The sequence below is a fragment of the Rhizobium sp. A37_96 genome (assembly GCF_053521765.1).
The window spans coordinates 894,587-907,699 of sequence record NZ_JBNWDS010000002.1; the positions used below are offsets into that span (position 1 = coordinate 894,587).

Here is a 13,113-nt window from a genome sequence, read left to right on the forward strand (position 1 = left end):
GGCTATTTCCTTACCGCGACCAGGAAGAGCCGCGGGAAGCGCAGCAGCACCTTGCCGTCGACAAGCGGCGGATAGGCTTTCTCGATATGCTTCAGATATTCGGCGGTGAAAGCATCGCGATGCCCGGCGCCGGCATGGTCGAGATAGGGGCGCAGGCCCGTGCCCTTCACCCATTCGACGATGGCTGCGGCATTCTCCAGCGCATGATTGTAATTCGTGTGCCAGATATCGACGCGGGCCGATTTGCCGATCAGCCTGTTGTAGTAGACCGAGGGGGCGGGCAGGGGATTGCGTCGCACGCTCTTTTTCGCAAAGGCATCGCTCCATGGGCCGCTTTTGCCGGTTTCCTCCATCATCAGATGGCTGGGCTCGGTCAGATTGTCGGGCATCTGCACGGCGAGCACGCCGCCCGGCTTCAGGCCGTCCATCAGGTGGTCGAGGATATCGAGATGGTTCGGCAGCCACTGAAACACGGCGTTGGCAAAGAGCAGGTCCACCGGCTCTTCCGGCCGCCATGTGGCAAGATTGGCCTTGAGGAAACTGGTGCCGGGCATGCGCTTGCGCGCCGCTTCCAGCATGTTGTCGTCGCTGTCGAGGCCCGAGACGTTGGCGGCGCCGTATCGCTCGACGATCAGCTCGGTCGAATTGCCGGGGCCGCAACCGAGGTCGATCGCGCGCTCGAGGCGCTCCAGCGGCACCTGCGCCAGCAGGTCGCGCGCGGGCCGCGTGCGTTCATCCTCGAATTTTACATATTGGCCGGCAGACCATGCCATGAGCGTATCCTCTTCCTAGATTGCCGTTGTCTTCGCTGCGCATAGGGCCTTTCCGCTTTTCCTCGAATCGCGAAAACGCTCTATCCTTTTGTTTTCACGCACTTCCGGACGGAAAATCGCTAAGCACTTTTCCTAGAGCTGCTCTAGCACCTGGATATATCAGAACCGTGTAATGATGCTGATTCCCGTACCCTCGGCCTTATCCAGAGACATAAGCGCCGGAACGGCTTCTTCCAGGCTTATCTTGCGGCCGATGAGCTTTTGCGGCGCGATCTTGCCGGCGGCCAGCATGTCGAGCATGGCATCGTAGCGCCAGGCCTGCATGCCGTGGCTGCCGTAGATTTCCAGTTCATGGCCGATGACCTGCGCCATCGGAATCTGCGGTGTCGCGTACTCGCCGAGCATGAGGCCGACCTGCACATGCCGGCCGCGCCGGCGCAGGTTCTTGATGGAGTTGAAGCAGGTTGCGGGGTGACCGAGCGCGTCGATCGAGACATGGGCGCCGCCCTTGGTGATCTCGCGCACCGCCTCCGCCACGTCGGAAACGCTGCCCGCATTGATCGTCGCCACCGCGCCGCATTCGCGGGCGAAGGCCAGCTTCTCGTCGGAAATGTCGATAGCGATGGCGTTGGCGCCGAGCGCGCTGGCGATCATGATCGCCGACAGCCCGACGCCGCCGCATCCGTGCACCGCGATCCATTCGCCGGGCCGCGTCTTCGCCTGGTCGGCAACGGCGCGGAAGGAGGTTGCGAACCGGCAGCCGAGGCTCGCCGCCGTCGCATCGTCGATCGTTTCGGGCAGGTGAACGAGGTTCGTGTCGGCATAGTCGATGGCGACATACTCGGCAAAGGAGCCCCAATGGGTGAAGCCGGGCTGGAACTGGCTGGGGCAGACCTGCTGGTTGCCGGAATGGCATTCGGCGCAATGGCCGCAGCCGGACACGAAGGGAACGGTGACGCGATCGCCGACCTTGAAACGCACGACGCCACGCCCGGTCGCGACGACCTTGCCGGCAAGCTCATGGCCCGGCACATGCGGCAGCTTGATATCGGGATCGTGCCCCATCCAGCCGTGCCAATCGCTGCGGCAAAGCCCGGTCGCGCCGACGGCGATGACGACGCCGTCCTCGCCCGGTGTGGGATCGGGCAGGGTGCGTATCTCGGGCGTTGCCTCGAAGGACTCGTAATACATGGCTTTCATGGGAGTTCTCGCTATTTCCTGACGGTCTGTCCGGCCCATCATTTTTCCTGATGGACCTATTCGTCAAGCTGTTGTTTCGGCGCATGAAAATTGCGCTATGAATGCGGTATCGGGCGCTTTGTTGCAAATGGATTTTGCCGCGCAGTTTCTGCTTGACCCCAGGATTGCGCGGTTATTTGCTCTTCGCCACATAAAAGAGGAAACTACCATGGCAGTCGATACGTCGCCCCGCACCACCACCTGGACCTATGTCGAAGGAGAATGGCTTTCCGGCAATCCGCCGCTGATCGGGCCGACCTCGCACGCCATGTGGCTCGGCTCGACCGTGTTCGACGGCGCCCGCTGGTTCGATGGCATCGCGCCCGATCTCGATCTGCATTGCCAGCGCATCAATCGCTCGGCCGTCGCCATGGGGCTGAAGCCAGTCAAGACCTCGGAGGAGATCGAGGCGCTCGCCTGGGAAGGTATCAAGAAGTTCGACGGCAAGACGCCGATCTACATCAAGCCGATGTACTGGGGCGAGCATGGTTCGCCGGGCAGTGTCGTCGCCGTCGACGCGGAATCGACGCGCTTTGCGCTTTGCCTGTTCGAAGCCCCCCTCGGCGGCACCGGCGGCGTCACGCTCACCGTCTCGCCCTTCCGCCGCCCGTCGCCGGAAACGGCAACGACCGACGCCAAGGCCGGCTCGCTCTATCCGAACAGCGGCCGCATGATCCTGGAGGCCAGAAACCGCGGCTTCAACAATGCGCTCGTGCGCGACCTGAACGGCAATGTCGTGGAGACGGCATCCTCCAACGTCTTCATGGTCAAGGACGGCATCGTTTATACGCCGATCGCCAACCGCACCTTCCTTGCCGGCATCACGCGCGCCCGCGTCATCGGCCTGCTGCGGCAGGAAGGGTTCGACGTTCGCGAGGAGACCCTGTCGGTCGAGCAGTTCATGGCCGCCGACGAGATCTTCACGACCGGCAACTACTCCAAGGTCGTCAGCGTCAACCGCCTCGACGATCGTGAGTTCCAGGAAGGGCCGGTCGCCCGCAAGGCGCTGGAGCTTTATATGAATTGGGCCCACGGGCGCAGCGCCAGCGAAGAATAGGCCCTGTCTCGCAAGAGAGGGCGCCGCGCCGTGAGAGTGCGGCCGTTTACGGCCGCACAGGTGTTCCGGAACGGCCCGCCGATGCGAGATAGGACCGCGGCGCAAAGAAGATGCCGTCGGTCTCGAAAGCTTCGAGATCTTCGGCCTGCAGCGCCCGGCGGACGTTTGGTCTTGCGCCGACGTGAGCCATGAACTCCTGCAATGCCGGCCTTCTGGTGAGGTCGATCTTGATCCAGGGCGACCAGTTCAGGCAGACGAAAAGATAGGCATCCGCGATGGTGAAGTCGTCGCCGGTCAGATAGGGGCCGGCAAATTGGCCATCAAGCCAGTCCAGCCGTTTCGACACCAGCTCGTAGAGGCTGGCGTGGGCGCCTTCATAGGCCGGGTTGAACAGCATCGCCATCGGCTTGTGAAGTTCGGCGGTGATGAAATTCAGATAGGATTGAACCTGGCTTCGGGCATAGGTTCCAGCCTTCGGCAGCACGCGCGCGCCTTCCGGTGAGCATTCCGCGAGGAACTGCACGATGGCAGGGCCTTCGGTCAGCACCTTGCCGTCATCCAGCATCAGTGCCGGCACATAGCCATTGCCGTTGATGGCAAGATAATCCTCGCCCGAACTCGTCCGATGCGTTTTCCGGTCGACCTCGACCAGCTCGATATCCAGCCCCAGTTCCCGACTGACGATGTGCGGCGACAGGGAGCATGCGGCGGCGTGCATATAGAGTTTCATCGGAAATTCCTCCTTGTATGGGCGCGAATACGAAACATCGCGCGATCACGCGTTGAATATTTGTACCATTTCGCATAAAATTCCCTCGGTCAAGATTTTAATGCGAAACGGTACAAAAATATGAAGAGCGAGAAAAAGCAGGGCCGCCCGCGGACCTTCGATGCCAAGGCTGTCATCGGGCAGGCGCGGGAGGTTTTTTGGGATAGGGGATTTTCCGCGGCCTCGCTGGATAATCTGAGTGCCGCGACGAAGCTGAACCGGCCGAGCCTCTACGGCGCGTTCGGCGACAAGGAAGAACTCTATCTGGATGCGCTGGAAGGCTATCGCGAGGAGAGTCTCGACGTGCTGGCGGAAGCGCTGGATCCCGCTTTGCCTCTACGCGAAAACCTGGCACGCATCTATGACAGGGCTTTGCAGATATATCTGCACGGCGCGACCGCTGCGCGGGGCTGCTTTCTGATCAGCACCGCGACGGCAGAGGCCATTCAGCACGCCCGGGTGCGGGAAGTGCTCGGCCGCAGCCTGAATGAATTTGACGGCGCGATCAGCGAGCGCATGGAGCTGGCGAAGACGCGTGGCGAGCTCCCGGCCGATGCCGATCCGGCGACCCTTGCAAGGCTTGCTTCCGCTGTCATGCATTCGCTTGCCGTGCGGGCGCGCGCAGGCGATACGCGCGAAACGCTGGAGGCGATCGCGCGTTCCGGTGTCGATATCATCTGCCCTCGGCAATAACGCCGAGCACGATGACGGTCGCGGCCCTAGAGGGCTGCTTCCTTTTTCGGGCTGACCCACCAGCAATAGACGGCGCCGATCGCCAACAGCACGCAGGTTCCGAGGAACACCGCACGCATGCCGATATGGCCGCCGACAAAACCGCCCACGACGGGACCGACCACCTGACCGACATATTGCGACGAGATGGAAAGGCCAAGGATGCTGCCGGTCGCCGCATCGGGAACGTTGTGTCGGATAACGGCGGTGATGCACGGCAAAAGGCCGCCGAGCGCCACGCCCATCAGGAAGCGTAGCGCGATCAATTGCCAGGCCGAGGTCACGAAAGCCTGCGGGATGAGCAGCACCGCAGCGGCTGCCAGTGCCGCCATGATGACGCTCCAGTGGCCGATACGGTCGGCGAGCTTGCCGAGCCACGAGGCCGACAGGATGCTGCCCAGCGCCGCGGCGGCCATGACGACGCCGGAGACCATCGTCACCTGCGCGCCGGTGACGAACTGCGCCACATAGACGGTTATGATCGGCTCGATCGACATATTGGCCAGCATCAGCAACAGGCCGAGCGACAGCATGGCGATGACGGGGCGCTTGTCGGGAATGGAGGCCCAGCTGCCGCTTGCCTTGGCGGCCTTCTTGCGCGCCGTGGATTTCTCCTCCTTGATGAGGAATGTCGTCGCCAGGAAGGTGAAGAAGATCACGCCGCCGGCCAGCAGGAACGTGCCGCGGATGCCGATTATCGGCGGCAGCGCGCCGCCGATCAGCGGCCCCACGAGATTGCCTGCCATGATGCCGGCGGACAGCGTGCCCAGCGCCCAGGCCGAGCGATACTTCGGCGTCTGCGCCGCAACCAGCACCATCGAACCCGAGGCATAGCCGCCGGCAAGGCCGGTGAACAGGCGCAGCCCCACCAGCTGCCAGACATTGCCGGCCATGCCCATCAGCGAGATGGCGATCGTCATGCCGAGGCTGGCGCGAACCAGCATCAGCTTGCGGCCGTAGATATCGCCAAGCCGGCCCCAGAGCGGCGCGACGAAGGCGGCCGCAAAGAAGGTGGCGCCATAGGCGATCCCGGACCATTGCACGATTGCCGCCTTGTCGCTGACGCCGAGTTCCTCGACATAGAGCGGCAGGAAGGGAAGCAGCAGCGTCATTGCCACGATCGTCGTGAACGAACCGACGAGGCAGATAATCAGGTTCCGCATCCAATGGGCGGTTTCCGGCTCGGCCGGTGCGGCTGCATCCCATCTCGTCTCGGTCATTTCTCGGCCTTTGCGTTCAATGTGTAAAACAGTTCCCGGCTGCCCGATGCCAGGATGTGACCCTTCGCGGCAGCGAGAAGGTCGGCACGGGTGAACAGGTCGGGAAGGCTCAATCGGTCGACGTCGAGCGCATAGACGGTGACGTGGTAGCTGTGGATGCGCTCGTCATTCCAGGGCGGGCATGCGCCCATATAACCGCCATGCGGCCCATCCTTCAAGTTGCCGCCGCCGGCGCCATTCTGGCCGCGCCGTCCGTAGGCGGTGCGCTCCAGCGGCAGGCCTCCGGCCGAGGGGCCGTTCCCGTCCGTGCCTTCGGCAAGGCTGGTGCGAGAGGCCGGGATGTCGGCGAGCACCCAATGGACGAATTCCATTCGCTTGAAATCCTTCGGGATCGGCTTGTCGGCCTTGTTGAACAGCGAGAAATCCGCGGGAACGTCGGGATCGACCATTGCAAGCGCATAGGAGCGCGTTCCCTTGGGTCCCTTCGACCATGACACGGCCAGGCTCTTGTTGGGGCCGGGCGCGGACTTGTCCGCTGCCGTCGAAATGCAGGAAGCGTTTTCGGGCAGCAGCATCCGGCCGTTGCTCTTTGCAAACGTCACCTTGAGATCGGCCGACAGGGCAGGCGTGGCGACGGCTGCGGCAATGACGGCGGCATTCAGAACTTTGAGCATGGTTTTCATGATGTTGCCCTTTCATGTTGCGGCTCCTGTGAGCCTTCGAGGGCAGGATCTAACAAATTCATGTCGAGCGGCGGCGTACGCAAACGCTCAAAATTCAGCCTGAAACGCTCACGCGCTACGAAGTCGATCGGCGAAGCGGCGTGGGGAGCGATAGCCGGTGGCAAGGGCCGCTTCACGCAGCGACAGACCGTCCTCGGCGAGAAGGGTCGTCGCCAGCGCCACGCGCTCGCTCGCCAGCACGTCCCGCAGCGACGAGCCTTCGCGCGACAGACGCCGGCGCAGCGTCGCGTTGCTCGTGCCGAGCTCGGCGGCGATGAGATCGGCCGTCCACGGACGATCCGGCTGCCAGCGTACCAGCGCGCGCACCGCCTCGGCGGTCGTTTCCGGCGAGCCGGGAAGGACGCCGCGCATACCGAGGATCATGAGTATTTCGAGGAGCCTGTGCTCGATCAGGGGAACAGGCAGGTTGCCGGCGGCAATGCCTTCGCCGGCATGGTCGATCGCAGCGGCTAGCAGCGGATCCAGCGACAGTTCGGCCTGGGCGGCGATGTGAGCGGGCGGAAAGGCTTTTGCGGCCCGCCGCGTCAATTCCTCGGGGAAAGTAATGAAGATCGCCCGGTAGACGCCGGTTTGCGGGTCCGGATCGTTGACGACATCGCCGCTCCAGCCTGCCGGCAATACGATCACCGTGCCGGCCGTAAAATGCCGCTGCCGCCCCATGCTGACGATTTCCTTGGAGCCCTCAAGCACGGCGACGATCGAAACCTGCGAAAAGGCCGAGCCGGCGATGCGCTCGCGTTCGCGGGTGACGAAGGTGAAAAGCGTCGAATAGCTGCCGATGCCGCTCGGTGCGGCCGTAGGACGATTGTCCTTTGCCGCCAGACGGCGCAATTTTTCCAGGATGTGATGATGCGCCTCGGACACTGCGATGGCTTCCTGCTGATATGGGGGTATTCTGGAGTTTGAACGATAGGCGTGACGATGCCAAGTCAGCAAAGCGCTTTGGAGGTTCGCCCTGTCGCATATTATCGACCGATTGCACCTTGCGATCGGTTTGCAGTCGGATGGCTGAAAAATCGCCCTGATGCAAAGGAGGAGGCACCTCATGAACTCTCTTGAAAATGCCCGCTGTGACACGGTCAAGCGTCTCTTTGCCGCTTACGTCGCCCAGCATCCCGATGTCGTCGATCCGATGCTGACGCAGGATTTCACCTTTTCCAGCCCGCGCGACGATCATATCGACCGGAAGCGGTATTTCGAGCATTGCTGGCCGAAGGAGAGGCTCTTCCGCGACATTCATATCGAACATCTGGTGGCCGATGGCGACGATGTGATCGTCGGCTACAGAGCCGAGAAAATGGATGGCGGCAGCTTTCGCAATGTCGAATTGATCCGCTTTGCCGGCGACCGTATTGCCGAAGTGAACGTCTATTTCGGGCGAAACCTGTAGCGGATCAGCCCGTGATTTTCGCCATTGCGGCCGCAAGCGCAGTCGCGGGGCCGCTCAGCGGCTGCTGGACGCCTTCGGGAAGAAGGCGTGCGGCCTCGGTCATGGAGGCCTGCGCGAAGGCGATCGTGACGGCCCCTTCGCCGTGGGCAACCTTCACCGCATCGGCGATGGAGGCAAGATAGGCCGGCAGATCGCCGGCCCGAAAGTGCGCCCAGGCGCCCGGGATCAGCCGCACCTCGATCTCGGCGCCCGTCGTTTTCGCGGCAGCTTCGAAGAGCGCTGTCGTCGGGATGATGGTTGTCTCGACCGTGCAGAGGACGATGACCTTGCCGCCGGCCCTGACGGCTTCCTCGGCAAGGATGGCATCCGCCCGGACGATCGGCGCTGCTGCGCCGGCTGCGACCTGCGCCGCTGCCGGGCCGAGTGTCGAGCAGTTGAGCACGACGGCATCGGCATCCTCGGCCAGATGCCACAGGAGAGCAGCCGTTTCCGCTACGATCTCTTCCGTCAAGCGCCCCGCTTTTTCGACGGTAAGAAGGAGATCGGCGCGGACATGATGACGCAGCGCGCCGACAGGCAGCCCAAGCGCCTTCGCCGCAGCTTCGTAGACGACGATATTGCTTTCGGCGGTATGCAGGCAGGCTATCGTCACAGGCGTTCCTCAAAACGGGCGGCGATCCGCGAGCCTAGCCGCGGCGGCCCGCTTTGTCGACGTTTCGGCATTGCGCCGCTCCATGTCTTCCGACGTCATCATATACATAAAGCTAAACTTCTGAGTCTATGCTATACATGATTGAAAAATAGGGCAATTTTTGCTCCCGCGTGCAACTTTTTTGGCATGTCGCCGGTTGCTCTTCCAGGCGACCGCTCCTATGTTCCGGTTCACCTGCCGACGCAATTTTTTGCCAAGAGGAGATATGACCATGGCTTTCGAATTGCCTGAACTTCCTTATGATTACGATGCACTTTCGCCCTTCATGTCGCGTGAGACGCTCGAATATCACCACGACAAGCACCACAAGGCCTATGTCGACAACGGCAACAAGCTCGCCGCCGAAGCAGGTCTTGCAGACCTTTCGCTCGAAGAGATCGTAAAGAAGTCCTTCGGCACCAATGCCGGCCTCTTCAACAACGCGGCCCAGCACTACAATCACATCCATTTCTGGAAGTGGATGAAGAAGGGCGGCGGCGGCAACAAGCTGCCGGGCAAGCTCGAAGCAGCCTTCGCCTCCGACCTCGGCGGCTATGACAAGTTCAAGGCCGATTTCGCCGCTGCCGGCGCAACGCAGTTCGGCTCGGGCTGGGCATGGGTTTCCGTCAAGAACGGCAAGCTCGAAATCTCCAAGACCCCGAACGGCGAAAACCCGCTCGTTCACGGCGCCAACCCGATCCTCGGCGTCGACGTCTGGGAACACTCCTACTACATCGACTACCGCAACCTGCGCCCGAAGTATCTCGAAGCCTTCATCGACAGCCTGATCAACTGGGACTACGTCCTGGAGCGCTACGAAGCCGCGACGAAGTAAGGTTTGCCGCATAGGCTGGCTTTCGCACCCGGCGTCTTCCTGGCGTCGGGTGTTTTCTTATCCGCCAGCCTGCAATGATGTGTCCGTGTGCCGCTTGTCCTCCCCAAAAGAGGCCGCCCAAGGAGGCTGAATGCCATCCGCACCGCTCTTCCGCTTCGGCGTCATCGCCGATCCGCAATATGCCGATCTCGAGCCCAATCTCACCCTCAATCGCTATCCCGCGAACAGCCTCGTCAAGCTTCGCGAGGCGATAGAGGAATTCAACCGACACGACCTCGCCTTCGTCGTCACGCTCGGCGACATCATCGATCGCGAGTGGAAGAGCTTCGATGCCATCTTGCCGGTCTATGAGACGCTGCGCCATCGCAAGCATTTCCTGCTCGGCAACCACGATTTCGTCGTGGCGCCTGAGCATCTCCTCAGCGTGCCGGCCCGTGTGGGCATGCCGTCGGCCTACTACGATTTCGGCCTTTCCGGCTATCGTTTCATCGCCCTCGACGGCAATGAGATCAGCGTCTTCGCCCCGCCGGAAGGCGACCCGCGCCGGCAGGAGGCGAAGGAGCTGATGAAGGCGCTGGAGAACGCCGGCGCGCCGAACGGGCAGCGCTGGAACGCGGCGATGGGCCGCGCGCAATATGACTGGCTAGTCGTCAAGCTCGAGGAAGCGAAGGCCTCCGGCGAGAAAGTCATCGTCATGAGCCACTATCCCGTCTTCCCGGACAATGCCCACAACGCGCTCGACAGCGACCGCATCCTGGCGCTTCTGGCCGAACACGATCACGTTGTCGCCTACCTCAACGGCCACAATCACGCCGGCAATTTCGGGGTGTCCGGCGGCACCTATTTCGTTAACTTCATGGGTATGGTCGACACGATCGACAGTACCGCCTACGCGATCGTCTCCGTTTACCCGGATCGGCTCGAGATCACTGGCTTCGGGCGCGAGATCGACAGGACGTTGGCCCTGCGCTGACGCTCACTCGGCCGCGATCATCCGCATCTCTGTAACATCCCTTTTCGGCGGCGTGCCGAACATGCGGGCATATTCGCGGCTGAACTGCGAGGCGCTTTCGTAGCCGACCCGGTAGGCGGCGGTTTCGACATTGGCATGGCCTGCAACCATCAGCCGGCGCGCTTCCAGCAGCCGCATCTGTTTCTGATATTGCAGCGGCGTCATCGATGTCAGCGTCTTGAAATGCTGGTGGAAGGAGGAGGGGCTCATGCGCGCTGCGGCGGCCAGCTGCTCGATCCGCACCGGCTCCGCGAAATTGTCCCGCAACAGGCGGATGGCATCGGCAATGCGGCGGGTCTGCCCGTCAGGCAAGACCAGCTTGCAGACTTCGCCGCCATTCGGGCCGGTGAGCAGCCAGAAGCAGATTTCCCGCATGATCGCCGGATAAAGCACTGGAATGGCGCCTGGCGTCGCGAGCAAGCGCGTCAATCGCACGAGGCAATCGGCGAGCTGCTGGCTGAGATCCTCGACAAAGATGCCAAGACGGGCGCTGCCCGTGGGCTTCGGCGGCGTATCGAGCTGTTCCATCACTTCGCGCATCATGCCGACATCGAATTCGAGGGAGATCGCCATGTAAGGCTTCTCCTCGCTTGCCTCGATCACCCGGCCGGACGCCGGTAGCTCGATGCTGATGATCAGGGCCTGCATTTCGGCATAGTCGATCACCTTTTCGTTCAGCATCAGCTGTTTCGCACCCTGGACGATGACGCAAAGCGCCGGTCGGTAGACCCTTGCATGCGGCATCTTCAATTCCGTCGAGCGCATGATGTGCAGGCCGTCGATACCCGTCGGAAATAGCCCGTTGTCGCCGCCGTCGCCGGCGTCGATGAATTGCGTAATCGCATCCTTGAGGGCAGACGACATTGGCGGTCTCCAGGGCAGGGTACTCTTCCATCATCATAGCAGGGAGGCATCCGCGAACAAGTCGGTTGGAGGAATAGGCAAGAAATTCGAGAATTCCGGCATTCAAGGAAACGGTGCCAAAGGCGTAATTTTCAGTCATCAGGCGTCCCTTGGAGAACGACAATGACAACGGAAAATACCGATAAATCAAAGGCAAAGATCGCGATCATCACCGGCGGCAGCCGTGGTCTCGGCCGCAACACGGCCATTCATCTCGCCCGCCGTGGAGGCGACGTCATTCTGACCTACAACTCAAATAAGGCAGAAGCCGACAGCGCTGTCGCCGAGATCGAGGCTCTCGGTCGGAAGGCCGTGGCATTGCGGCTCGATGCCGGCGATACTGCGTCCTTCGACGCGTTCGTTTCCGAAGCCGGCAAGGCGTTACAGCAGGGTTGGGGCCGCGATCGTTTCGATTTCCTCGTCAACAATGCCGGTACGTCCTATCATGCGTCCTTCGCGGAAACGACGGAGGCCGAGTTCGACACGCTCTATAATATCCACCTCAAGGGCGTGTACTTTCTGACGCAGAAGCTGCTGCCGCACATCCATGATGGCGGCCGCATCGTCAACATTTCCTCCGGCCTTGCCCGCTTCAGCAATCCGGGCTCGTCGGCCTATGCCGCGATGAAGGGGGCGGTCGAAGTGCTCACGCGCTATCTCGCCAAGGAGCTCGGTCCTCGCGGCATTACCGTCAACACGGTGGCGCCGGGTGCGATCCAGACGGATTTCAGCGGCGGCATCGTTCGCGACAATCCGGAGGTCAACAAGATGGTCGCGTCCATGACGGCGCTCGGCCGCGCCGGCCTGCCCGACGATGTCGGCCCGATGATCGCCTCGCTACTGTCGGACGACAATCGCTGGGTCAATGGCCAGCGCATCGAAGTCTCGGGCGGCATGATTCTCTAAAATCCGGTCACATCTTGGCCTGTTGCAACACCTCAGCCGGCCGCGGCTGGGGTGTTCGTCTGCCAGCCGTTCACCCAGATCTGTCGCAGACCGTCGCCTTCGCCCTTGAACCATAGGCCGGCCGGCTGGCAATCCTCGATCCGGTCGCTGCGGAAATTGCGAATCGCCTGCCGCAACTCGCACCAGGCGACGATATTGGCCGTCTCCGCGTAGTAGATCAGCGCGATCGGCCGGATGATGCGGTCGGTGGCGCGGCCGAATTCGTCGCGATAGGCAAGATCGAGTTTTTCCTCGTCGCGGATGGCGCGGCGCACCAGCGCCAGATCGATTGCCGAGGCCGAAGGTGCTGCAAAGCCCCAGGCATGCAGCGCATTCGCATCGAGGGTCTGGCGCAGCGGCGGCGGCACGGCGCCGGCGATCTTGGCGCTCACGCGCTTGGCGGCCTGCTTCAGTTCGGCGTCGCCGGTGCGCTCCAGCAGTGCCAGCGACAGCACGATCGCCTCCATTTCCTCGATCGAGAACATCAGTGGCGGCAGATCGAAGCCGGGTCGCAGGATATAGCCGATGCCGCGCTCGCCCTCGATCGGCACCCGCATTGCCTGGAGCGCCGCGATATCGCGATAGACCGAGCGTACCGTCACTTCCAACTGGCCGGCAATGTCGGCCGCCGTGACCGGCCTCTTGGCCAGCCGCAGGATCTGGATGATCTCGAACAGACGCGACGCCTTGCGCATTTCTTGCTCCAATGCCGAAGGCTACTGACAACACCCCGTCAGTTGGCTCGATTTATAAGATCGCCTATCGACTTGAAAATCAACCATTTCCTCTGCTGTTTCAATAGAG

At 62.1% G+C, this 13,113-nt stretch carries 15 protein-coding genes; 6 read left to right on the forward strand and 9 right to left on the reverse strand.

Translation table 11 applies throughout. The features are described from left to right. Nucleotides 1–2: 2 nt before the first annotated feature. Both tam and ACQZ6J_RS10805 read right to left on the reverse strand, forming a co-directional pair. Nucleotides 3–773 (reverse strand): trans-aconitate 2-methyltransferase, encoded by a 771-nt coding sequence (tam, locus tag ACQZ6J_RS10800; protein ID WP_449083917.1) that lies wholly within the window; start codon nucleotides 771–773, stop codon nucleotides 3–5. 159 nt (nucleotides 774–932) lie between these two features. Further along, on the reverse strand, nucleotides 933–1,973 hold the full coding sequence (locus tag ACQZ6J_RS10805; protein ID WP_449083919.1) for a zinc-dependent alcohol dehydrogenase family protein: 1,041 nt from the start codon (nucleotides 1,971–1,973) through the stop codon (nucleotides 933–935). Between the two features lie 208 nt (nucleotides 1,974–2,181). On the opposite strand from ACQZ6J_RS10805, the gene ACQZ6J_RS10810 reads away from it, so the two are divergent. Further along, nucleotides 2,182–3,069 (forward strand): branched-chain amino acid aminotransferase, encoded by an 888-nt coding sequence (locus tag ACQZ6J_RS10810; RefSeq protein ID WP_163991522.1) that lies wholly within the window; start codon nucleotides 2,182–2,184, stop codon nucleotides 3,067–3,069. Between the two features lie 46 nt (nucleotides 3,070–3,115). Here the strand turns inward: ACQZ6J_RS10810 and ACQZ6J_RS10815 are convergent, their stop codons facing one another. After that, entirely contained in the window at nucleotides 3,116–3,799 is a 684-nt protein-coding gene (locus ACQZ6J_RS10815; protein ID WP_449083921.1) for a glutathione S-transferase N-terminal domain-containing protein, read from the reverse strand. Nucleotides 3,800–3,919: 120 nt separating this feature from the next. On the opposite strand from ACQZ6J_RS10815, the gene ACQZ6J_RS10820 reads away from it, so the two are divergent. Next, nucleotides 3,920–4,531, forward strand: a complete 612-nt coding sequence (locus tag ACQZ6J_RS10820) for a TetR/AcrR family transcriptional regulator (protein WP_449083923.1) — start codon at nucleotides 3,920–3,922, stop codon at nucleotides 4,529–4,531. A 26-nt stretch (nucleotides 4,532–4,557) separates the two neighbouring features. On the opposite strand, the gene ACQZ6J_RS10825 is transcribed toward ACQZ6J_RS10820, so the two are convergent. The 3 genes from ACQZ6J_RS10825 to ACQZ6J_RS10835 form a co-directional block, all read right to left on the reverse strand. Next, entirely contained in the window at nucleotides 4,558–5,790 is a 1,233-nt protein-coding gene (locus tag ACQZ6J_RS10825; RefSeq protein ID WP_163991517.1) for an MFS transporter, read from the reverse strand. Further along, nucleotides 5,787–6,473 (reverse strand): YbhB/YbcL family Raf kinase inhibitor-like protein, encoded by a 687-nt coding sequence (locus tag ACQZ6J_RS10830; RefSeq protein WP_449083925.1) that lies wholly within the window; start codon nucleotides 6,471–6,473, stop codon nucleotides 5,787–5,789. Before ACQZ6J_RS10830 ends, ACQZ6J_RS10825 begins: the two co-directional genes overlap by 4 nt. A 108-nt stretch (nucleotides 6,474–6,581) precedes the next feature. Then, on the reverse strand, nucleotides 6,582–7,397 hold the full coding sequence (locus ACQZ6J_RS10835) for a helix-turn-helix domain-containing protein (protein ID WP_163991513.1): 816 nt from the start codon (nucleotides 7,395–7,397) through the stop codon (nucleotides 6,582–6,584). 181 nt (nucleotides 7,398–7,578) lie between these two features. Here ACQZ6J_RS10835 and ACQZ6J_RS10840 point away from each other — a divergent pair, with 181 nt between their 5' ends. Then, nucleotides 7,579–7,923, forward strand: coding sequence for a nuclear transport factor 2 family protein (locus tag ACQZ6J_RS10840; protein WP_163991511.1), 345 nt, complete (start codon nucleotides 7,579–7,581; stop codon nucleotides 7,921–7,923). Nucleotides 7,924–7,927: 4 nt separating this feature from the next. Here ACQZ6J_RS10840 and ACQZ6J_RS10845 read toward each other — a convergent pair whose 3' ends face one another. Then, complete coding sequence (locus tag ACQZ6J_RS10845; RefSeq protein ID WP_449083928.1) at nucleotides 7,928–8,575, reverse strand: Asp/Glu racemase; 648 nt, start codon at nucleotides 8,573–8,575, stop codon at nucleotides 7,928–7,930. A gap of 271 nt (nucleotides 8,576–8,846) precedes the next feature. Here ACQZ6J_RS10845 and ACQZ6J_RS10850 point away from each other — a divergent pair, with 271 nt between their 5' ends. Together ACQZ6J_RS10850 and ACQZ6J_RS10855 are read left to right on the forward strand one after the other, a co-directional pair. Continuing rightward, nucleotides 8,847–9,449, forward strand: a complete 603-nt coding sequence (locus ACQZ6J_RS10850; protein WP_112340320.1) for a superoxide dismutase — start codon at nucleotides 8,847–8,849, stop codon at nucleotides 9,447–9,449. A gap of 130 nt (nucleotides 9,450–9,579) precedes the next feature. Next, nucleotides 9,580–10,422, forward strand: a complete 843-nt coding sequence (locus ACQZ6J_RS10855) for a metallophosphoesterase (RefSeq protein WP_449083930.1) — start codon at nucleotides 9,580–9,582, stop codon at nucleotides 10,420–10,422. A gap of 3 nt (nucleotides 10,423–10,425) precedes the next feature. On the opposite strand, the gene ACQZ6J_RS10860 is transcribed toward ACQZ6J_RS10855, so the two are convergent. Further along, nucleotides 10,426–11,325, reverse strand: coding sequence for an AraC family transcriptional regulator N-terminal domain-containing protein (locus ACQZ6J_RS10860; RefSeq protein WP_449083932.1), 900 nt, complete (start codon nucleotides 11,323–11,325; stop codon nucleotides 10,426–10,428). A gap of 162 nt (nucleotides 11,326–11,487) precedes the next feature. Here ACQZ6J_RS10860 and ACQZ6J_RS10865 point away from each other — a divergent pair, with 162 nt between their 5' ends. Further along, the gene (locus ACQZ6J_RS10865; protein WP_449083934.1) at nucleotides 11,488–12,270 is read left to right on the forward strand and encodes an SDR family NAD(P)-dependent oxidoreductase; all 783 of its coding nucleotides are present in this window, start codon (nucleotides 11,488–11,490) and stop codon (nucleotides 12,268–12,270) included. Nucleotides 12,271–12,302: 32 nt separating this feature from the next. On the opposite strand, the gene ACQZ6J_RS10870 is transcribed toward ACQZ6J_RS10865, so the two are convergent. Further along, nucleotides 12,303–13,004, reverse strand: a complete 702-nt coding sequence (locus ACQZ6J_RS10870) for a helix-turn-helix transcriptional regulator (RefSeq protein ID WP_449083936.1) — start codon at nucleotides 13,002–13,004, stop codon at nucleotides 12,303–12,305. Nucleotides 13,005–13,113: the final 109 nt, after the last annotated feature.